This window comes from Capnocytophaga sp. oral taxon 338 str. F0234, assembly GCF_000192225.1.
Classification (GTDB): domain Bacteria; phylum Bacteroidota; class Bacteroidia; order Flavobacteriales; family Flavobacteriaceae; genus Capnocytophaga.
Window position 1 is genome coordinate 595,793 of record NZ_GL872413.1, and the last position, 19,885, is coordinate 615,677.

Sequence of the window (19,885 nt, forward strand, 5' to 3'; positions counted from 1 at the left end):
TATAATTGAAAAATAATTTATATCTTTGCAAAGGAAAAACAGCAATAGGTAGTCTGTTAGAGAATTTGATTAGGAGAGCGACCTGTTTTTCCTGAAATTTTACGTATATTTGAAAGAATAAAGAGATATTTTCCAATAAAAATAAATAACCTTGTTAGTAGACCGATTTATACCTAAGCCTTATACCCAAAAGGTAGATGTTGCCCAAGTGCGACATAGGGCACCGAGTAATATAGCCTTAGTTAAGTACTGGGGCAAGAAGGAGGGGCAGCTCCCTATGAATCCTTCTATTAGTTTTACCTTGACCCATTCCTATACGGAGACCGTTATAGAGATAGCACCGCGAACGGACTTTACTACGAGTTTTCAGATAGACTTTTATTTTGATGAGACGCCTAAGGATAATTTTCTACCTAAGATAGAGACTTTCTTTACGCGTATTCGCAACTACTTGCCTTTTCTTCGGGATTATTACTTTATCGTACGCACTCACAATTCCTTTCCTCATAGTAGTGGTATTGCTTCTTCTGCGAGTGGGATGGCAGCCTTAGCAATGTGTTTGATGAAGATAGAGCGCTTATTTTCTCCTGAGATGAGTGAGCTATATTTCTATGAAAAGGCGTCCTTTCTGGCGCGGTTAGGTTCAGGGAGTGCTTGCAGGAGTATTACCGGAAGCGTGGTAATCTGGGGAGAACATCCTGCGGTTGCCGATAGCTCCGATTTCTACGGAGTGCCTATAGGAGATGTACATGAGGTATTTGATACCTATCAGGATGCTATTTTGCTTATTGACAAGGGACAAAAGCCAGTGAGCAGTTCTATGGGGCACAGGCTTATGCAAGGGCATCCTTACGCAGAGGCTCGTTTTGTGCAGGCAAGGCAACATATAGCGCAACTTAAGGATATCCTACGTGAGGGAGACCTTCTTGCCTTTACCTCTTTAGTAGAGAGTGAGGCACTCTCCCTACATGCTATGATGATGACCTCCGACCCCTATTACTTGCTTATGCGTCCTAATACCTTAGCCGCTATAGAGCAGATATGGTACTACCGCATGAGCACTCAAGTGCCTGTATGCTTTACTTTGGATGCAGGAGCGAACATACACTTGCTTTATCCACATAGTTACCATAAAGAAGTAGAGAACTTTATTGAACAGACCCTTAGAAAATACTGCCAAGATGGAGAGGTGATCCATGACCAAGTGGGAAGCTAAGGTTTACGGTTAAGATAGAATTTGGATTGTGTGATAAAGGAACACAAAACCCTTCCTACCTTGATGAGGAAAATAAAAATAATTGGATTGCTATTGTGGAAAATAAGGAGCAAAAAAGAATTAATTTTATAGCGATTGATAATTGTATTGAAATCCTACGGGAAAAGGGTACAAAGGATAATAGTTGTGATGGAATGCTTTGCTATGAAACAAATGTTATTTTTGTAGAACTGAAAGATAGCAAGTTAAGAAATGCGAGTGATTTTATAAAAAAGGCGGCATTACAACTTAGAACTACCATAGAATATTTTAGAGAGAATTATAATTCAGCTAACTACAATATAAAATCAGCTTATATAGCCAATAAGAAAACAATACATCGGAACTATATTGAAAGAATGGAGCGTTTTGAAACAGAAACGGGGTGTATTTTGAGAATAGAGAACAGAATAAGAATACCCTCTTCTCCAAAATTTTAATAAATAATTTTTTGGTTTTTCAAGAAAAAGATGTAATTTTGTCGGACATAAAGGTCTTAATTAAGATAATAAACATTCATCCTTATGAAAAACCATTTGTTTATAGCAAGAAGAGCAGGGATTCTTCTTTTTTCAGTATTGGTGGCTCTTGGGCTTATGCTATGGCTTCCGTATGAGCCACAGACTAATAAGGGAATCGCCTTATTGGCATTGGTAGCCATTCTATGGCTTACCGAAGCGATACACATCACCATCACCGCTCTGATGGTGCCTATTCTGGCAATTGTATTGGGTTTGGTGGAGACCAAGCCAGCACTACAACACTTTGCCAATCCTACCATTTTTTTATTCTTTGGAGGCTTTGCCTTAGCCACAGCACTCAGTGTGCAGGGGTTGGATAAGTATATTGCCCACAAAGTACTTTCCCTGGCGGGAGGGAAGTTTTGGGTAGCCCTATTACTTTTGTTCTTGGTAACGGCGGGGCTTTCCATGGGGATCAGCAATACTGCAACGGCAGCTATGATGATTCCCTTGGGGATAGGCTTGCTTAAGAGCTTACCCTATCAAGAGAATAAACGCACCTATTGGTTTGTTATATTGGGGATTACGTATTCTTCCAGCATAGGAGGGATAGGTACCTTGGTAGGGAGTCCGCCTAATGCGATTGTCTCATCCAACTTAGGCATTACCTTCCAGCAATGGCTATGGTATGGAATGCCTGTGGTGGCGGGCTTGCTCCCTTTAGTGATTCTTGTATTGTACATCATCTTTCGTCCTAAGCTTTCGATTAAGATAGAGAAAACTGCTGAGGAACAACAACCCTTAACGGCAAAGCAATGGGGAGCCATTATTATCTTCGTTCTTACCGCACTCTGTTGGATTTTCTCTACACAACTGAATCCTCTGATAGCCTCTATCTTTGGCATTGGTAAGATGGGGGATTTTGATAGTATCATTGCCTTGGTAGCTGCCGCTTTGGTATGTACCTTTGATGTAGTGAAGTGGAGACAGGTACAAGAGCATACGGATTGGGGAGTGCTCTTGCTTTTTGGAGGAGGGCTTACCCTTAGCGCTGTGCTGACCTCCTCAGGCGCAAGTAAGGCGATGGTGGATGCTATTGTGTTCTTGATAGAAGGACAACATTACTTCCTTATAGGCTTGTTGGTGGCAACATTTATCGTCTTTCTTACCGAATTCACTTCCAATACGGCGAGTGCGGCGTTGCTTGTCCCTATCTTTATTTCCATAGCAGAGGAGTTACAGATGAATCCTATAGGGCTGGCTATGATTATTGGGATAGGAGCCTCCTGTGCCTTTATGCTTCCTGTGGCTACCCCTCCTAATGCAATAGCCTTTGGTACAGGAAAGCTTCCGCAGCAGGTGATGCTCAAGGCAGGTTTTTGGCTCAATGTCATTAGTATACTCTTTATCTCCATCATAGGGTACTACTTTTGGCTTTGATGTGCTGGGGAGACTAAAAAAATATAAGGCTTATAAAACTTTTTACCTTTTACCTTTTACCTTTTATTTTATTTTTGTATTTTTGTGCGCACAAAAATTTAGGTAAGAAAAGCTATGGCGAACCTTAAAGAAATCCGTAACCGAATTAACTCCATTAACTCCACTATGCAGATAACCAGTGCTATGAAGATGGTCTCTGCAGCTAAGAGCAAGAAAGCACAGGAGGTAATTGCAGCGATGAAACCTTATGCTCAAACCTTGGAGGAGCTCTTAGTGTCCCTCAAGGATGCCGTAGGTACCCTCTCTGTATATCTGCCTCATGAAGAAGAGAAGAAGATACTCCTTGTGGCTATCACCTCCGATAGGGGCTTATGTGGAGCATTCAATTCGGTAGTTATCAAGCATACACTTTCTCTTTTGGAAGAGAACAAGGACAAAGAAGTTTCGCTAATAACCATAGGAAAGAAAGGAAATGATCTTCTTAAGAAAACGGATAAGGTGGTGCGTTTCTGTGAGGGTTTCTATGACCAATTAGATTTTCAGAAGGTAGCAACTCTTGCCAGTGAGCTTATACAAGCCTATATGAGTGGAGCGTATGACCGTATTGTCTTGGTGTATAATAGTTTTAAGAATGTAGCTACCCAGATACTTACTCAGGAAGTGCTTTTACCTTTGTCCCTTAAGGAGGAAGAGACAGCTTCCCCTACGAACTTTATCTATGAGCCTTCTGTCTCTCAGATTGTAGAGGAGCTTGTCCCTAAGAGTCTTAAGTTGCAGTTATACAAGGCAATTCGTGACTCCATTGCTGCTGAGCACGGGGCACGTATGACCGCTATGCACAAGGCGACTGATAATGCCAGCACTCTGCGAGATGAACTTACTCTTACTTATAATAAAGCCCGACAAACTGCTATTACCAATGAAATCCTTGAAATTGTCTCTGGAGCAGATGCTTTAGGGTAAAAGAAAAGTAAAAAACTATGAAAAGTAGGTTTAAGATAGGAGAACGAGTATGGATATCTCCTCAATTAACAGGGAAAGATAAGTGGATACAGGGAAGTATTATGCTACAGAAGGAGATTTAAGAGTGCTTTTTAGGGCAATAGAAGCGCTTAAGAGGGTAACATAGTTTTGCTTATCTGTTAGAGATATCAGAGCTTTTAAGATAGAAGATTATTCTGATTTTACGCAGGAATTTCAAACCGTTTAAATAGTTAATCATTTGGAATGTAAGATATATAAAGGAACCATTATCGTGAATGGTTCTTTTGTTTTTCAGAGATTAGGAACTGATTTTGCCACTTTTGCCAAAGGGGCTTATAAGCATCTGGAACTGGACTATCCTAAGTTTTTTAAGATGGACAACCTCAGTAAGCTGGCATTCTTGGGGGTAGAATGCCTTTTAGGAGGACTTTCTCCTGAGCAGAAATCGGCAACTGCCTTGCTCTTTGCTAATCGTTCAGCGAGTTTGGATACTGACCTTAGGCACCAAGCTTCTATAGAGAATCCTAAGGAGTATTACCCCTCTCCGGCGGTGTTTGTCTATACCCTGCCTAATATCTGTCTGGGAGAAATAGCTATCCGTCATGGACTTAGGACGGAGAGCACCTTCTTTGTTTTTGATAGTTACCCCAAGGAATTCTTCAAAAGCTATAGTGAGTACCTACGTTCTAAGGGACTTGCCCAGAGGGTACTCTGTGCTTGGGTGGAGCTCTTGGGAGAAGAATATAACCTAATGATTAATGATTAATTTTTAATGATTAATGACTTTTTTCACCCACATACCCAGCTGTGAGCACTCGCTGGCTATATTTTTCGTTTTTCACTTCCCTGCTCGCACCAGCGAAGAGAACAATAACTAATGATTAATTTTTAATGATTAATGATTATTAGCAATTTTTCATTTTTCATTTTTCACTTTTCACTTAAATGAGATTACACCGAAACTTAGTGGATGCCGTAGTGGACGGCTTCATGCAGATAAATAACGAAGGGCTTTATGCCGATAAGGTGATTGAGCGGCTCCTCAAGCGGGATAAGCGTTGGGGAAGTAAGGATAGGGCTTTCATTGCTGAAACGCTCTATGAACTGGTACGATACTTACGACTCTATAGTGAGATAGCCACAGAGAAAGTTCCTTATACGGTGCAGAGTTCAAGGCGTGTTTTCGCCGTATGGGCAGTATTGCGAGGTATTTCTCTGCCAGAATGGTACTTTGAGGGGACTCCTGAGCGGCGCATTAAGGGACGTTTTGATGAACTTTCCCATGAGCGTAAGTATCGGGAGTCAGTTCCGGATTGGCTAGATACTTTAGGGGCAAGTGAACTTGGCGAGGAAGCCTGGAGTGCTGAACTTCATGCACTGAACCAGATAGCTCCTGTCGTACTGCGTGCCAATACCTTAAAGACTACCCCTGAAGAACTCCAGAAGATTCTTTTAGCACAGGGATATGAGACAGAGCGCTTAAGAGGAATTCCCGATGCTTTAGTTCTTGCCAAGCGTGCGAATCTGTTCCTTACAGATGCTTTCAAACAGGGGCTTTTTGAGCTACAGGACGCTTCTTCTCAACGTGTGGCACCCTTGCTTTTACAGGACTTGGATAAGGGAAAATCCCTGAAAATAGCCGACTGTTGTGCGGGAGCAGGAGGGAAGACCCTTCATTTGGCTGCTCTTATGCAAGGTAAAGGTAGGCTTGTGGCGATGGACCTCTACCCACAGAAGCTCCAAGAACTCTCACGCAGAGCTAAGCGCAATGGGGCTTTCAATATAGAGACCCGCCTTATTGAGCCTAAGTACCTTAAGCGTCATCGTGGCGCCTTTGATGCCGTACTTATTGATGCTCCTTGTTCAGGCTTGGGAGTGTTACGCCGTAACCCTGATGCCAAGTGGAAGCTCACCCCTGAATTCCTTGACCAGATACGCACTACCCAAAGGGAAATCCTCCAGCAGTACAGCTCCCTTGTAGGGGAAGGAGGTACCTTAGTCTATGCCACCTGCTCAGTGCTACCCAGCGAAAATCACTTACAGGTACAAGCCTTTTTGCAAAGTAGCAAAGGAAGTGATTTTTCTTTAGTAGAAGAGAGGATGATTTCCGCTACTGAAGGCTTTGACGGGTTCTATATAGCAAAAATGAAATTAAAAAAATAACGGTTTCTTCTTTAATAGAAACGCCTTCTAAGGGCAAACCAAGTGCCTGCTCCGATGCATAAGAGAAGAAGCCATAACCAGGCGAAGGGGAATGTTCGCCTTTGGATTATTTCCTTTGTTTGGCGATACTGCTGGGTGAGATGGTTATGATGGCGAACAAGGTTATTATGAAAGAGGTGATCTCTCTTGCTTACCTGCCCAAGAGAGGCTTTCAGGTGTAGACTCCCCCCTTGTACAACGAGGGTAGTACCATTGTCCTGATGTAAGGTAGTTAGAAACAATGGCTTACTTTGTCCGGTACTATCTGTTTGGCTTTGTAATTCTATATCAAGATGCTCCCATAAAAAGGAGAAGAAAGAGGTATCCCTCTTGAGGGTAATAAGTTCAGAGAGGCTATCCTTTTCGCTGCGCTTTACCTCTTGCAAATGTTTTCTATGCAAGGTTCTACAAGAGGTAAGGAACAAAAAGACTAAGATAAGTCCTATAGGGATATACCCCATACGATGGAAAAAAATCATGGGAAAGGAATTAGAGGAAGTGAAAAGTGAAAAATGAAAAGTGAAAAATTGCTAATAATCATTAATCATTAATCATTAAAAATTAGTTATTTTTCTTTATAGAAGGAATTGATACTGGTATACTTTGGGTTCTATCGCTTGGGCGAGGCGAGCAAGAGCTTGGCGTAGGGTAACGATGAGGCGATTATAGGTTTCGTCCTCGCTTTTGTTGTTCATTTTGCCTTTGTCATTACGTCCTTGAAAGTGTTCTCGGATGTCGTAGAGGGAGGCGTTGGCATTGGCGTTGGGCTGGGTGAAGTAGTATTGCCAGAGGGCTTTTCCTGCTTCAAACACTGCTTGTGCTTCGGGGGTGAATTGGAGAGGGGCTATAGGTACAAGAGCTGTATTTTGGTGTGGGTTTTCTTCACCTGCGAGGGTGAAGAGGTTGTGCTCTTCAGAGGCTTGCCCACCGAGCTTTCCTGCAATGAAATCGGTCATAAAGTGGGAGGTGAAGCGTGCAGGGGCATTGACTTCTTGCTCGGTAAAGGGTATCCAATGATTGCGGAGCGCCTCCGCTGGCACTTTTTCTTTATTGCTTGGGTATTGAGATACTGAGATGCGATTTTTACTATGAAAGAGGGTATAAGTAAGGCAGTTGGTTTGGAAATTAGTATCAGTTTGCCAGCCGTCTTTTGGGTATAGGAATTGGTCGTTGTGGTTTATCCAAGAGTGCTCCGTATGGTGGCGTACAGCATAATAGATAGCTAAGGGGATTAAGTTTTTTTCGGTTATATAGATTTGATGATGTCCTCTTCCATTTGTAGTGATAAAGACTAATTTTTGATTTTGAAAATCATTAGCTACAAATCCAAGTACTCCTATTTTGCTTTCTTCTTTATCTTTAAATAGTTTCAGCCAATCATTTAAATATTTTCTATTTTCATAAGTAGCAAATATTTTTGTCCCAATAAAGTGAGCATTATCGTCATAGATATCACAATTAATTTGTCGGACTTTTTCTTTTTTTTGTAGATTCCAAATAATAAAACCTACAGGAAATTCACCTCTAACATTGTCAAAAGTATTTCCTTTGATGATAAATCCTTTTTCTGCTTTAGCCTGAAAGAACATTCTGAAATTAGTAGACTTAGGTGAATTCAAATATTTTAAGGTGCTAAATGAGGCTATAATGCAATTGGGAATTTCTTTGTAAATACGTCCTAAAAACTGTATAAAGAGTTCTGCTACGACTTCTCCTAATTCCTTCTTATAATCACTGTAAATTTTTGAAATAGCAACTCCTCGTCTTATATTTTTATTTTCTATAAAAGTATCTCCTTCAGCATAAGGAGGATTGATATAGATAATAAGTTTTTTGCGTTCTTGTTCATCGTTAAGGACTTCAAGGAGGTCGGCGGGGAGTTTTTCGCTGTTGAACTCGTCGTTTAGAAAGTCAAATTGGAAGATGTGGTTATCCAAAAGGGGGAGTGTGTTTGACTGGGCAAAGTCTTTCATTACTCTTACATCGGCATCATCAAGGGTGCTTGCCCAGATGTTGTGTTTATAAGAGAGCCCTGCCAATAGATTACCAGTGCCAGCGGCACAGTCCCAGATATAATAATTTTCTTGCCAATCGTCTCCAAAGACTTCGGCTAAGTATTGCTGAGAGAGTTCTACCCACTGTGGAGGGGTGAAATAGGCGCCTTGTCGTTCGCGCATATCTTGTGAAACGAGCAGGTCGCGACGGTTGAGGATGTACTCCCAGTATTCTTCGCGTGGGGGACGTTGGTAGTGATTCCAGAATTGGTGATGTGCTTTTTGGTTATCAGAAAACCCGAGGGTTTTGAATACATCATCATCGTATTTATCTTTGAAGACTACCATACGATATTTGTTGTTTTCGAGCACTACTTTCAGATTTTCTTTTAGAGAATGGTTTTTCTGAAGAGAGTAGGTCGGCAAGGTAGAAATCGGCATCTAAAATTTGGTCTTTTTTAGCTTCTTCCCAACGTGTAAATTGAATGGTTGGTTTGACTATTTGTAGCCATTTATTATAAATGGTGATGAAATTGTTTTTGGTGATTTGTATTTTGTTGGTACTTGTTTTCCCTATAACAAAATTTTCTTTGATGAAGGTGTGTAGTTCTTTGTCGTCGGTTCCAAAGCGGAAGTGATAAGCGTTGCGCTCAAGGATGTTTTTGACGCGATTGTACACTTGCTCGAACTCGGCGGTGTTGTGGTCGGAGGGGGTAACACTCCAATTGAAATCGTTTTGAGTGAATATATCTTGTACTTCCCAATAGGGGATAAAGGCGATGAGCTGGCTGTTGAATACGCCGAGGTAATTGGGAGGCAATAATCGCTCGAAGGTGCGTGCTTTGCCGATGGTAAGGACAAGCTGAGCGAGGGCTTTATAAATATCAAAGTTGGCGCGTTTGGCTTCTGCCCATAGGAAATAGTGTTTTTGCCCGAAGAAGGTTTCGGGGTGAGCGACGGCAAAATCAATGCGCTCGATGATGTCGGTATGGTTATAGGCGGCAAAATAGTCGTGTCCTACTTTATTTTTGAGTTCTTCTTCGAGGATGTTTTGATATTTCATTAGGATTGGGATGCTAATTCTCTTGTGCTTTTAACGAAAAGCACTTTTATTTTTTTCTCAAAGGGCAATTTAGGGAGCAAAGATACGAATTTAATGATTAATGACTCATGAAAGTCTTAAGGATTTTGATCAGTTTTTGGGCATAATTGGGGTCGGTGGCATAGCCAGCACGAGCGATTTCTTGCGCTAAGCGGAAGGGGTCGCTTTTGTATTTCATTGCTTGGCGATAGCGGGGATTTTTCATCAATAACTGGGCATGGGCAGTGAAAGAAGCCTCTGGAGTAGGGTACTTTACGAACCAATCGCGCACTACATAGCGATAAGTGCCATTGGGTAAGGCAGTAATGGAGAGCACCTGAGGGAAGGTAGCCTTACGGGTAGGGAGTATCTCTACGGTCTTTAATAACTGACGTGCATCGGCAGGGGTTGTGGCAGTGGCTTTGATGCCAAAGAACATATTGCCCGGAGCATGTGCCCCCCAGCCTGTTTCTAAGGCAGCTTGTGCTAAGATAAACAAATGGGATATGCCTGTTTTGCGTTCTGTGGCAAGGGCAAAAGGACGGTATTTTTCTAAAAAAGAGAGCATTAGGAAACTGAATAGTGAAAAGTGAAAAATGAAAAGTATAGTCAGCGAATAGTTAAAAGTAAACAGAGAAAAGTGAAAAATGAAGTCGTGTGAGCGAGTATGTGGGTGAAAAAAATCTTAGAAAATTATTTTTTAAGTATAATTTAGGCTTGTCTAAAATAAATTTATTGGTTAGTCTAAAAATATTTTATATATTTGCACTCATAAACGGATAACTTCTTAAAACTAGAAAATAATGAGTGATTATTGTATGTGCCACCTCCAGAGGTACTGGGAGGAGCTTACCTCTCTTTCTCAAGAGAGTTTTGAAAGGCAGGATTATGCCAATGCACTTGCTTATAGCAAGGAAGCACTATACAGGGCAGAGGTGCTTACCAGCCATTTAGAAGGTTGTTTGAGATTGCATATTCCTTTTGTGAGGATTTACACGGAGTCATGCTGTAATTTAGCCCTGCTGTACAAGCAATTTGGAGAAACAAACCAAGCAAGAGCGCTACTAAGGCAAGCTATTACACATCTTATACAGCTAAGCCAACAAAGATCTCTTCCCAATGAGGTGCTGGAGACACAATTGCAGAGGCTTTGCCATGTTTTGAGTGAAAAATGAAAAATAGTTATTAATCATTAATCATTAAAAATTATTCTTTTCCTTGAGTTAAAAAGTTCAGGTAAAGAGTAGCGGCGTGTTGTCTTATCTGAGGGAGAGGGGTAAGGGTTTGCCTTGAGAGGGTAAAGGTAACCCCTTCCAAGTGGGAGGAGCGCAGGATGACCGCAATGGCTTCACAAAGGTTCCGCAGGCGAAGGCGTGGGGAGATGTATTGCTCTCCAAGTCTTCCCATTCGCACGCGCTTATCAGGCACATAGATGATAATCTGTGCCTCTCCTGTAAAGAAAGGCTGGGCAGGAGCGGGTGGAGTGGCTTTCTTTTGCTTATACAGGCATTGGGGGCACTGTAGGATGATATCCTCCAAAGAGGAGTCATCAGGACGGTCATTTCCCAGATAAATGCCTCCAGAGAGGTGTGTGCGCTCCTTTAGATGTGCTTGTGTAAGAAGCTGGTAGAGATGGGTTTCTATATTAAAAGTCATAATAAACGAAAAACAAATTAAGTGAAAAACGAAAAACGAAAAGTGAAAAATTTTTTATCCACATACCCAGCTGTGAGCACTCGCTGGCTATACTTTTAACTGTTCACTATTCACTGTTCACTGTTCACTGTTCACTATTCACTGTTCACTATTCACTGTTCACTGACTACGTCCACAGGCGGCAATGAAGCTGACCTTGGTCGTATTTTTGGACATTGGCTTGCAGACGAACCTCTGTTCCTTGAGCATCATTACAAACCATAATAGTGGTTCCTATAGGGATTTTAGGTGTTCCTTTTGGGAGATATACCACTGAGGCAAAGCGCCGAAAAGAGGCATTGGCACTTTGCACATGGTGATATAGGGTATTGGCAATGGGTACTTCCTGTCCCTTGCTATTAGCCTCCTCACGGCAGCGACACACGAAGGAAAGCGAAGGGGTGCTCTCGCTCCAAGTGCCGTCAGCCTGTTGTGAAGAAAAAGAGGAGGTACAGAGAAAAAGATAATGAGGGAAAAGCATAGTTAAGTTAAAAATGAAAAACGAAAAATGAAAAATTTTTCACCCACATACCCAGCTGTGAGCACTCGCTGGCTATACTATTCACTGTTCACTATTCACTATTCACTTTATTTTCTACCACAGGTAGGATTTATTTCTCAGAGTGGGGGCATGGGAAGGAAATAGGACATTTTTCTCACCCAATTCATGGCAGAGAGCAGTGTAAAAGGCTTTAATCGCCTCCATGTTCCATGACTGAGAATAACTTCCCTCGCTGACCTTCTGGGAGGCAGGAGCAAGCAATAGCGAAAAATGCTCATACATAGCACGATCACAGCGGTCTATTTCAATGGAGGTGTGAGGGGCAAGATGTGCCTTAAGCAAGACGAGCTCTACTTGCTCTGGGCTAAGCCCTAAGGGAGCTAAACAACGAGATAGATATTCTAAATTGGACATAACAAATTAAATGAAAAACGTAGTTAAGTGAAAAATGAAAAATGAAAAACGAAAATTTTTTCACTATTCACCCACATACTCGCTCCCGCGACTTTACTATTCACTATTCACTATTCACTGTTCACTATTTAGTTGATTCTCCAAGAGGTGTTATCCACTTGCATAAGAGTAGAACGAGAGGCGAGATTCCAAGCGGGGAAGAGGTTAGCCACCGCTTCGGTTACCTCACGCACAGGGGATTCCTCAGAATATTTCTTGATAAGGGTGTGTCCGTGGAGTACCTTCAGGGCATTGGAGCCTTGCATTTTTAGGTCAATAGGGGCTTTCCAATAGGTGGCTCCCAGTACCTTGCTTTCGCTGAAGAGAATCACATTATCCGCAAAGGGATTGGACGTTTTAGCATTACCATTGGCTTGTTCAAGGGTAATTTCTTGATCAATGACGATAATCTGGAGTCCGCGATAGGTCTCGGTATGCTTGGCTAAATAAGCATTAACAGAGAGTAGGTCAGGAGTATCGGAAAGTCCTGTAAGGGAAAGGGAGTAGGAGGCACACTTCTTGATGACTTCCTCTTGGGAGGAGAACTTAAGGAAGGTATCAGCATTCATGAAGGCATACTTGTAGGTAACCCCATGTTTTTCCTTGCCAATCCTCAAGGCGCGAGGGATGTCCTTACTCAGAGGTTTCCCATTGGTGCCATTGTAAGGAGCTTCTACCCCAATTTTCTGTTCACTGGGAATTTGGTAATCCACATTATATTGGGAGACAACGGAAAAGTTGTTTTCAGGGGAGAGTACCACCTTTCCTAAGGAGATTTGTTGTAAGGCAATCCATTCGGCACGGGAAGCGATTCCTTGCCAGCAATACTGAGTATCATCTGCCCAGAACTCCACAAGGGTAGTAAGGTCTGCATTCTGAGCCGCCGCCGCAACCATAAGGTCGTATTCGGTGAGATCATCTTCATTTTTCTCCCGAGCAATGGAAATTTTAGGAATATCGCCCCCGATACGGGCTATTGCCTTGCGTACCTTCTTAGGAATAGAGGCGCCGCGGGCAATGAGGTCTCCGGCAATTTTTAGTCCTGCTTGTGCTTGTAGCATACGCCAAGAAAGCAGAGAGGTTTCCCGCAAAGGGAATAAAGTAGGGTAGTAGTAATTCTCCAAACTATAAGAGCGTACTACCGCTTGTAAGTCGGTCTGGTTCAGACCAATCATAAGAGAAGTATTCATAATTAATGAAAAATGAAAAATGTAGTTAAGTGAAAAGTGAAAAATGAAAAATGAAAAGTATAGCCAGCGAGTGCTCACAGCTGGGTATGTGGGTGAAAAATGAAAAATGAACAGTGAACAGTAAAGTTGTGTGAGCGAACAGGAAAGTGAAAAATCTTACTCTTTACTTAAATAAAGAAGATTCCTCTGAGGTGTTCTTTGAAGGACTCAGGGATGGGAGGGATAAGCTCCTCACGGACAACACCGATGAGCGTTGCGGCACAGAAGAGATTACTCCTCTGAGGGACGATGAGCGTGGCAGAAACTAACGCACTGGGGGTTACCTTAGGAATCTTATCTTCTCCTTTGGAGGCAAATAGTGGGGTGTTCTTGCTCAGTTCTACAGAGATAGCTTCCTGAAGTACAAGCAGGTCATAAGCAGGATTGCTCTTATCTATGGACTTGATTTTCTTTCCGTTGGAGCTATCGGAAGCAATATAATCGCCAGGGAGGAAATGATGTCCTTTCCTTACCTGTAAGGAGGTCGCCGCTGAGGTTGCTTGTGCTGATAATTGGGCAGTTTTGCATACCGCATAGCGCCCTGCAGTGTCTTTACCAATAGGAGTCCCAGCCTTAAGATAGGCGCCACCTAAAACCTCTGAAGAGAGTGTTACGCCTCCGGGAATATCCGCAAGCAGATGAGAGAATGCACCTGTGATTGGCGCATCAGAAGAAAATGAAATGGAAAACATAATTAGTGAAAAATGAAAAATGAAAAGTGAAAAATGAAAAATAATAAATCTTTTGCTGGATTAAAGTTTTTTACCTCTTAGAGGAAGGTTTTCAGCTTGTTGTTGCTCAATGAAGAGGGTAACCGAAGGAGAGATGCCACTCTTGGGCTCACGAGCAAAGAGAGGGGCATGGTTCTGGGCGAGAGAGCGGTTACTTAAGGCTTGATTAGCGGAGAGAACATCGGATTGCTTACCGGAGAGATACTGAGAAAAATCCTCAGGGGAGGCAAAGTGCATACGGGAGAAATCCTTAAGGCTCTGCTGGCGAAAGGTGTCGTCCTGACAGGAGGAAAGCACCTGTTGTAATTGTTGTAACCGTTGTTGTTCACTCTGTTGTCTCTCGAAGTGGCTCAGGCGCTGCTCGAAGGCAGTAATGGCTTTGAGAACGGACTGCTCCACAAGTCGGGTAAGAGAGGCTGTGTTCTGTGAAGATACAGGAATGGGAGCCACGGTAGGTACCTCGGAATTTTCCGTAAGGGAAGGCTGCTCCTTGGAGGGAATCTCAGTAGCTACTGGGGTAGGGGTGAGAAAGCTGCTAAGCTGTTCTAAGGTGAGCTTGCTTACTAGGGCTTGCACCTGATGCATATCTGGATGCTGGTCAGAGAGGCTTTGGGCAACTCCTTCCAATCGCTCAGGAGCTATAGAAGGAAATTTCTCACTCAAAAGGGTAAGGATGGTATCTTTCATGATAATGATTTGTTTAAAAAGAAAGAATTAATACAACACTAATGATTTTATTGACGCTGCAAAGGTACAACATTTTTGTAGCTATGTCAAGAAAAAAAGGATTGAGAAGTGTCCACCCCCCTTAATAAGGGAAAAACGAAAAATGAAAAGTGAAAATTTTTAACTATTCACTGTTCACTATTCACTTATAAGAGTTGCCATTGTTCTCGGGAGACCTGTATCTTCAGTCCTCCTTCGAGCCAAATAAAAGGTTTATTTATGCGAATGATGTAAGCACGATTGACGACTGTTTTTCGTGTATGAGCCACGAAGGTGGAGAGATGGTGTTCACTACAGAAGTGATGTATCTCCTCCCAAGTCTGTTTTAGGTGTATTTGTCCGCCGGATAAAGTATGGAGCACTTTTAGGCGAGGATTCTCCTCATCCTGCAGAAAACAGAGGATTTCATGAGGGAGAATACGTACTTGTTGTTTGAGGTAGTTTTCAATAAACACAGGGGCTTCCTGTTGTCCATCGGCGAGAGCTTCTGCCTCAAGGACATACTGCTGAAGGTGTTCGGTGAGGTTCTGGAAGATGGGCTTGACTAAGTACTTCTTTACCAGAGGAAATTCATTGAAGACCACTTGAGGAATCTCAGGATTTTCTCCTTGGTATCCGGTAAAGAAAATGATGTAAGGCGTGTAGTAAGTCTTCTTATGGATATGGCTAAGGATAGGATAGGCATTGCCTCCGCGTATACTCCAATCAGAGAAGATGAGGTCGGGCTTTTGTGCATCTATTAGGGCGATTGCCTCAGGCAGACTATCGGTAAAGGGAATCGGTTGCCATTGCAAGTAGCGTTGCATGCGAGCGGTGATATTCTTCCAGATGTTTCTATCGTCCTCTATGACAAGGTATTTATAAGTTGATTTTTTCATAATCAATGCCTTTTTTCAGTTGTATAATGGTGATGGTGCCTGGATATTGTTCATCGTTAGGATTCTTGTCCTCCATGGTAATGGTAATGGCATGGTCAAAGTGCTTATTAAGGATATTTAGAATGCGCTGCAGGGTCTTCAGTCCGGTACCATGTCGCTGCAAACCTGCATATTCCTTAGAGCGAGTTACTCCTACGCCGTTATCGCTGATGCTGATCCCGTAGGCAACAGGACGTTCCCAGAAAGCAATACGCAGAATCTGAGGAGGAGTGGAACGGTGCCGCAAGCCATGTAGAAGAGAGTTCTCCACAATCACCTGGAGCAAGCCCATAGGCAGCAGGAAATCATCAGGAATAGCCCCTGCATTCTCCACCTGTACCTGTAGGTTCGGTAGGAATATCTCCCGCTGAATGGCAATGGTGTTCTCCGTGAGCTTCCACTCTTGGGAGAAAGGAATGAAGGTGGTTTGTCCCTGTGAAAAATGATGTATAATGGAAATATTCTCCCCTATATAGGAGAGGATACGCTCGGCATGAGGCTTGTCATAGAGCTCTGCCCCTAAGCTATTGAGTGCATTGAGCATAAAATGGGGTCGGAATTGCTTGTTGAGGCTATTGAGTTTCAGGAGCATAATCTCCTTATCTTGCCTATCTATCTTGCGCATATTCCATATCATGTATAGCCCTGTAGCGGCAGGGATAAGCACAACTACCAACCAGAAGTAGGTATCCTGCCAGAAGTATTTCTTGATGTTCAGTGGGAACTCATAGCGGGTATAGGAGCCGTCGGCTTGGCACATCACCACCGAAAAGGTGTAGTTGCCAGGGGAAAGGTTCTGAAAGCGATATTCAGTATCCGAGAGGAGAACTCCTTGCTCTATAGGAGCTTTCTCGTTTTTGTCCTTAAGGGTCGCTACCAGAAAGCGGGGAAGGTTATCCTTGCTCTGATAGTGCAGGTGGATATCAAAGGAATTCTGGTTGGCTTCCAGCACAATGGGATCATCGGCACGACCCTTTACTTCGGCTTTGCCCGTACTGATGGAGATAGAGGGTTCCACTGGAAAGGTGGGTAGGGTAAGCCACTTGGCAATATCCCACTGGAAAAGCATATTGGAGGAGGCAAACCAAAGGCTGTTATCCCGCTCATCGGTCAGTACACAAGCACGCTCCAGAGGAGTCTCCAAGCCCATGACAAGGGGAGGTAAGTACTTGACCTTAGCCGGTTGTCCTTGGTGGAAACTCTTAAGGTCTACCAAGAAAATTTTGTTAGTAACCCCTACCACTAAGTAATCCTGCCATTGGTGCAAAAAGATGATAGGGCGATTGTTACCCAAGAGCAAGGGATGGCGTAGCAAGGCAAAATCACCCGCGGTTGCCTCCAGCGGATTGCCCTTTCCCTTCCAGAAGTAGAGCTGTCCCTTTTCACTGCCGAACCAGAGGGTTTTCTCCTTATCCATGAATAAGCAAGCCCCCCTAATGGGAAAATTATCCTTGTCGTAGTGGAGTGTATAGGCTTTGTCCTGCTCAGGAGCATAGATGCCCACCCCTTGCATGGATATCGTCCAGAGGTTTCCAAAGGGATCCTCGCAGATACTCTGGCATTGGGTTAAGGTCAAGCCTTGCCGATGGTCAATGAGCTTCCAGGGAATTCGTCTGTCCTGAAGGTCTTGCACCGCCTTGTAAGCGATGCCATATCCTTGAGCACAACTGTAGAGAATGTCCTTTTGGCTTACATAGTTATGGAGGGAGAGTAGGGTATCATTGACCCTTACAAACTTATGTTCATTTTCAAAGAGGTATAACCCCTTATGATAAGTGTTGAGCAGCACCTTTTTGCCTATGACGGTTCCCCCATAGTTTATCTGTAGGCTTCTAAGAGAACTCTCATGGGTACCTTTGTCATCTACAGTGGAGAAGCCACCATTAGCGGAACCTACCCATATTTTCCCCTCTGGGGTCTGGACAATGGTACGCAGCCCATCGCTATTGGTACCATTGTATAGGCGGGGATAGCAGCGCAAAAAGGTAAAGAGCCTTGAGAGCTGACCGTTGCCTGCTAAGTATAGGCTCTGGGATTCTGCTGAAAAAGCCTTATAATAAGCTGATTTCAGTTCAGAAGTCCGTCCTATAGGTTTCCCCTCTTGAGCCAAATCATATACAGTAAGCCCATTACCATCCGTGTAGAGGTAGTAACGTCCCGGATTCCTAACCTCGGTTTTGCTCGGTGGAAGCAGGCGGGAGGTCTTCCCATAGCTGTAATGGAAAAGCCCCTCATGTTCCTCATCGGTGAAGTAGAAATCATCTAAGGAGTTGAAATATTGGGCAGTGAAAAAGAAAGGATAATCCCTCTGAGGTGCCTTATCCTCCAAAGGCTTCAGAGAGGTGCCCGTACTGTGATAGGAGAGCAGATATGCCTTGCCCTTCACCTCCACCGTGTACAGGGGGGTACTGCTCTTGAGCTCCTCATGAAAGTGGTGACCATCCCAGCGGATGAGCTTATACTGCTGCCCAGAAGGAGAAATGGCAGTGAAGTAAACCTTCTTATTGATAAGGAAAAACTGCGTATAGTGTGCCCCTGTAAAGCCCACTTGCGTGGATTGTAGGGATTGCCGATCACCTCCCGTGTATAGGCTTCGGTCAAAACCATAGAACAACTGCCCTCCCACTGAGTATTTCCTCTGGAAAGTACCCACATTCTCCCCTTTGAAAAGCTCTTCTACCTCAAGGTTATGCAGAGCACAGAGCTGGTCTTTCTCGGCAGAGAAGAGCACAGCACCATCGGTGTCCACCTCTATAGGAGCATTCATCTCATAGAAGTCCTGACCTATGGTATAGCGGTTGTAAGGCAATACCCGATGTTCCCAAATGGGTAAAGACTGTGAAAAAGACAGGTGAAAAGAAAAAAGTAGAACCCCGTAAGGAAAAAGCCTACTAAAACAGTACAGCAAAGGCACCTTAAGCCTGCCCGCATTGTCCTTCCAATACAGACCTCTATCCATGAAAGACTTAAAACGCCGTGTACTCATAACTGCTTCTTACTTTGGGGCAAAATTAAGAAAAAAAAGTAAAAAGATAAAAAATAACTAATGATTAATTTTTAATGATGAATAACTATTTTTCGTTTTTCACTTTTCATTTTTCACCCACATACCCAGCTGTGGGCACTCGCTGGCTATATTTTTCATTTTCTTGCTCGCTCATGCGACTTTATTTTTCACTTTTGACAGTAATTTACGGAAAGGGGCATTGTATTTGATTTCACTCCGACAGGTGGCAATCAGGCGAGTGATACTTCTTGGGGAACGATGTAGCAACAAGGCTATCTCTTTACGAGTAAGCCCTTTCTCTTTGCATAAGTATACAAAGAGCAATCGTGCATGAACATGCTTAAGTGAGCGCTTATCTGCCTGATAAGCCTCAAAAGATAGACCGGTGGCTTGTGCTACCACAGCAGCGATCTCAGTAGTTACAAACATAGTTAATGATTAATTTTTAAAGATGAATAACTCTATTTTTCACTTTTCACTTTTCACTTTTCACTATTCACTTTTCACTTTTTCCCCTTCATTGTTTAAGAAAGTTTTTTTCTCAAAGAGATATTTTAGAGCGACTTCCTGCTTAAGGGAGAGCTCTTGGGTCTGTGGGGTGGAGAAGACAAAGCGGTACTTGTAGGCATGTTGCCGGAGGCGCTCCTCACAAAAGCGCTTTTTAAGGAGTGCTTTCTCCTCAGGGGAGAACTCCTCTACATAGCCTCTTTTTTGCAAACCTTCAAAAAGCCATGCGGAAAAGAAGGGGAGCGTACCTTCCTTTAAGTACTGCTCCCGTGCCTCTTTAACACAGTTTAGGAAATGTTCATCACTCAAGGGCGCTTTCTCTTCTGTAGGCTTCTCCTTGTGAATAGGTAGTTGGTGAGTCATACGTATCTGTTGTAACCATTGGCAATATTTCTGTAGTACCTGACTAATGTAAGGGGCATTGATCAGGTTGTAATGAGGGGTAGGCACCCCCAGGGCACTGTAACGCTCCAGCTGAAAAGCCTTATAGAGTTCCTCAAGGGAGAGAAAGGAAAAGCGTGTGAGTACTAAGGTAATGATGTCCTCCTTGTTAAGGGTATCTATATTCCCCTTGATCCCCAGAAGGGTAGTATGTTGTACGATAATCATACCAATACCTGCACGGGCGGTTACTTCCGCTATCTGGCGGATGGGGGTGAAGTCCACCACCTTTCGGGCAAAGCCCACCTCTGAGGTCTCCT

Annotated in this window: 21 protein-coding genes and 1 pseudogene; 8 read left to right on the forward strand and 14 right to left on the reverse strand. The window is 43.2% G+C overall.

Annotated elements, in window-relative coordinates:
• Positions 1-151 precede the first annotated feature (151 nt).
• From HMPREF9071_RS02815 to HMPREF9071_RS02840, 7 genes and pseudogenes are all read left to right on the forward strand, one after another.
• Complete coding sequence (locus tag HMPREF9071_RS02815; RefSeq protein ID WP_009745045.1) at positions 152-1,216, forward strand: diphosphomevalonate/mevalonate 3,5-bisphosphate decarboxylase family protein; 1,065 nt, start codon at positions 152-154, stop codon at positions 1,214-1,216.
• Between the two features lie 26 nt (positions 1,217-1,242).
• Entirely contained in the window at positions 1,243-1,695 is a 453-nt protein-coding gene (locus HMPREF9071_RS02820; RefSeq protein WP_009745046.1) for a hypothetical protein, read from the forward strand.
• A gap of 84 nt (positions 1,696-1,779) precedes the next feature.
• On the forward strand, positions 1,780-3,156 hold the full coding sequence (locus HMPREF9071_RS02825; RefSeq protein WP_009745047.1) for a DASS family sodium-coupled anion symporter: 1,377 nt from the start codon (positions 1,780-1,782) through the stop codon (positions 3,154-3,156).
• Positions 3,157-3,270: 114 nt separating this feature from the next.
• A complete protein-coding gene (gene atpG / locus HMPREF9071_RS02830; RefSeq protein ID WP_009745048.1) occupies positions 3,271-4,119 on the forward strand; it encodes an ATP synthase F1 subunit gamma in 849 nt (282 codons plus the stop codon).
• An 83-nt stretch (positions 4,120-4,202) separates the two neighbouring features.
• Positions 4,203-4,366, forward strand: a pseudogene (locus HMPREF9071_RS12655) (virulence protein); the annotation flags it as partial.
• A 12-nt stretch (positions 4,367-4,378) separates the two neighbouring features.
• On the forward strand, positions 4,379-4,906 hold the full coding sequence (locus HMPREF9071_RS02835; protein WP_040357940.1) for a hypothetical protein: 528 nt from the start codon (positions 4,379-4,381) through the stop codon (positions 4,904-4,906).
• Positions 4,907-5,085: 179 nt separating this feature from the next.
• The gene (locus HMPREF9071_RS02840) at positions 5,086-6,303 is read left to right on the forward strand and encodes an RsmB/NOP family class I SAM-dependent RNA methyltransferase (RefSeq protein WP_009745050.1); all 1,218 of its coding nucleotides are present in this window, start codon (positions 5,086-5,088) and stop codon (positions 6,301-6,303) included.
• Positions 6,304-6,314: 11 nt separating this feature from the next.
• Here HMPREF9071_RS02840 and HMPREF9071_RS02845 read toward each other — a convergent pair whose 3' ends face one another.
• The 4 genes from HMPREF9071_RS02845 to HMPREF9071_RS02855 all read right to left on the reverse strand — a co-directional run bounded on the left by HMPREF9071_RS02845 (position 6,315) and on the right by HMPREF9071_RS02855 (position 9,985).
• Positions 6,315-6,821: a hypothetical protein gene (locus tag HMPREF9071_RS02845; protein WP_040357942.1), complete on the reverse strand. Its 507-nt coding sequence runs from the start codon at positions 6,819-6,821 to the stop codon at positions 6,315-6,317.
• A gap of 96 nt (positions 6,822-6,917) precedes the next feature.
• On the reverse strand, positions 6,918-8,708 hold the full coding sequence (locus tag HMPREF9071_RS02850; RefSeq protein ID WP_216698036.1) for a hypothetical protein: 1,791 nt from the start codon (positions 8,706-8,708) through the stop codon (positions 6,918-6,920).
• A complete protein-coding gene (locus tag HMPREF9071_RS12350; protein WP_009745053.1) occupies positions 8,665-9,399 on the reverse strand; it encodes a hypothetical protein in 735 nt (244 codons plus the stop codon). The genes HMPREF9071_RS02850 and HMPREF9071_RS12350 overlap by 44 nt, the downstream gene beginning before the upstream one ends.
• 97 nt (positions 9,400-9,496) lie before the next feature.
• Entirely contained in the window at positions 9,497-9,985 is a 489-nt protein-coding gene (locus tag HMPREF9071_RS02855) for a glycoside hydrolase family 73 protein (protein ID WP_009745054.1), read from the reverse strand.
• 235 nt (positions 9,986-10,220) lie between these two features.
• On the opposite strand from HMPREF9071_RS02855, the gene HMPREF9071_RS02860 reads away from it, so the two are divergent.
• Positions 10,221-10,592: a hypothetical protein gene (locus HMPREF9071_RS02860; RefSeq protein WP_009745055.1), complete on the forward strand. Its 372-nt coding sequence runs from the start codon at positions 10,221-10,223 to the stop codon at positions 10,590-10,592.
• Between the two features lie 31 nt (positions 10,593-10,623).
• Here the strand turns inward: HMPREF9071_RS02860 and HMPREF9071_RS02865 are convergent, their stop codons facing one another.
• The 10 genes from HMPREF9071_RS02865 to HMPREF9071_RS02910 form a co-directional block, all read right to left on the reverse strand.
• Positions 10,624-11,073 (reverse strand): hypothetical protein, encoded by a 450-nt coding sequence (locus HMPREF9071_RS02865; protein WP_009745056.1) that lies wholly within the window; start codon positions 11,071-11,073, stop codon positions 10,624-10,626.
• Between the two features lie 166 nt (positions 11,074-11,239).
• Entirely contained in the window at positions 11,240-11,593 is a 354-nt protein-coding gene (locus HMPREF9071_RS02870; protein ID WP_009745057.1) for a hypothetical protein, read from the reverse strand.
• Positions 11,594-11,707: 114 nt separating this feature from the next.
• Positions 11,708-12,028: a DUF6706 family protein gene (locus tag HMPREF9071_RS02875; RefSeq protein ID WP_009745058.1), complete on the reverse strand. Its 321-nt coding sequence runs from the start codon at positions 12,026-12,028 to the stop codon at positions 11,708-11,710.
• Positions 12,029-12,156: 128 nt separating this feature from the next.
• The gene (locus HMPREF9071_RS02880; protein ID WP_040357946.1) at positions 12,157-13,257 is read right to left on the reverse strand and encodes a major capsid protein; all 1,101 of its coding nucleotides are present in this window, start codon (positions 13,255-13,257) and stop codon (positions 12,157-12,159) included.
• Positions 13,258-13,424: 167 nt separating this feature from the next.
• Positions 13,425-13,988 carry a hypothetical protein gene (locus tag HMPREF9071_RS02885; RefSeq protein ID WP_009745060.1) on the reverse strand — a complete coding sequence of 188 codons (564 nt, stop codon included), beginning with the start codon at positions 13,986-13,988 and terminating at the stop codon, positions 13,425-13,427.
• Between the two features lie 60 nt (positions 13,989-14,048).
• A complete protein-coding gene (locus tag HMPREF9071_RS02890; protein WP_009745061.1) occupies positions 14,049-14,714 on the reverse strand; it encodes a hypothetical protein in 666 nt (221 codons plus the stop codon).
• 185 nt (positions 14,715-14,899) lie between these two features.
• Positions 14,900-15,631: a response regulator gene (locus HMPREF9071_RS02895; RefSeq protein WP_009745062.1), complete on the reverse strand. Its 732-nt coding sequence runs from the start codon at positions 15,629-15,631 to the stop codon at positions 14,900-14,902.
• The gene (locus HMPREF9071_RS02900; protein ID WP_253908250.1) at positions 15,612-18,656 is read right to left on the reverse strand and encodes a histidine kinase; all 3,045 of its coding nucleotides are present in this window, start codon (positions 18,654-18,656) and stop codon (positions 15,612-15,614) included. The genes HMPREF9071_RS02895 and HMPREF9071_RS02900 overlap by 20 nt, the downstream gene beginning before the upstream one ends.
• A gap of 171 nt (positions 18,657-18,827) precedes the next feature.
• Positions 18,828-19,106, reverse strand: coding sequence for a helix-turn-helix domain-containing protein (locus HMPREF9071_RS02905; protein ID WP_009745064.1), 279 nt, complete (start codon positions 19,104-19,106; stop codon positions 18,828-18,830).
• Between the two features lie 63 nt (positions 19,107-19,169).
• Positions 19,170-19,885 (reverse strand): hypothetical protein (locus HMPREF9071_RS02910; protein ID WP_009745065.1); only part of this gene is annotated, 716 nt, incomplete at its 5' end.

Bases quoted from the DNA above. Each gene is read 5' to 3' on its own strand.
- HMPREF9071_RS02825 (WP_009745047.1), top strand. From the start codon at position 1,780: ATGAAAAACCATTTGTTTATAGCAAGAAGAGCAGGGATTCTTCTTTTT.
- atpG (WP_009745048.1), top strand. From the start codon at position 3,271: ATGGCGAACCTTAAAGAAATCCGTAACCGAATTAACTCCATTAACTCC.
- HMPREF9071_RS02840 (WP_009745050.1), top strand. From the start codon at position 5,086: ATGAGATTACACCGAAACTTAGTGGATGCCGTAGTGGACGGCTTCATG.
- HMPREF9071_RS02845 (WP_040357942.1), bottom strand. From the start codon at position 6,821: ATGATTTTTTTCCATCGTATGGGGTATATCCCTATAGGACTTATCTTA.
- HMPREF9071_RS12350 (WP_009745053.1), bottom strand. From the start codon at position 9,399: ATGAAATATCAAAACATCCTCGAAGAAGAACTCAAAAATAAAGTAGGA.
- HMPREF9071_RS02855 (WP_009745054.1), bottom strand. From the start codon at position 9,985: ATGCTCTCTTTTTTAGAAAAATACCGTCCTTTTGCCCTTGCCACAGAA.
- HMPREF9071_RS02860 (WP_009745055.1), top strand. From the start codon at position 10,221: ATGAGTGATTATTGTATGTGCCACCTCCAGAGGTACTGGGAGGAGCTT.
- HMPREF9071_RS02865 (WP_009745056.1), bottom strand. From the start codon at position 11,073: ATGACTTTTAATATAGAAACCCATCTCTACCAGCTTCTTACACAAGCA.
- HMPREF9071_RS02870 (WP_009745057.1), bottom strand. From the start codon at position 11,593: ATGCTTTTCCCTCATTATCTTTTTCTCTGTACCTCCTCTTTTTCTTCA.
- HMPREF9071_RS02875 (WP_009745058.1), bottom strand. From the start codon at position 12,028: ATGTCCAATTTAGAATATCTATCTCGTTGTTTAGCTCCCTTAGGGCTT.
- HMPREF9071_RS02880 (WP_040357946.1), bottom strand. From the start codon at position 13,257: ATGAATACTTCTCTTATGATTGGTCTGAACCAGACCGACTTACAAGCG.
- HMPREF9071_RS02885 (WP_009745060.1), bottom strand. From the start codon at position 13,988: ATGTTTTCCATTTCATTTTCTTCTGATGCGCCAATCACAGGTGCATTC.
- HMPREF9071_RS02890 (WP_009745061.1), bottom strand. From the start codon at position 14,714: ATGAAAGATACCATCCTTACCCTTTTGAGTGAGAAATTTCCTTCTATA.
- HMPREF9071_RS02895 (WP_009745062.1), bottom strand. From the start codon at position 15,631: ATGAAAAAATCAACTTATAAATACCTTGTCATAGAGGACGATAGAAAC.
- HMPREF9071_RS02900 (WP_253908250.1), bottom strand. From the start codon at position 18,656: ATGAGTACACGGCGTTTTAAGTCTTTCATGGATAGAGGTCTGTATTGG.
- HMPREF9071_RS02905 (WP_009745064.1), bottom strand. From the start codon at position 19,106: ATGTTTGTAACTACTGAGATCGCTGCTGTGGTAGCACAAGCCACCGGT.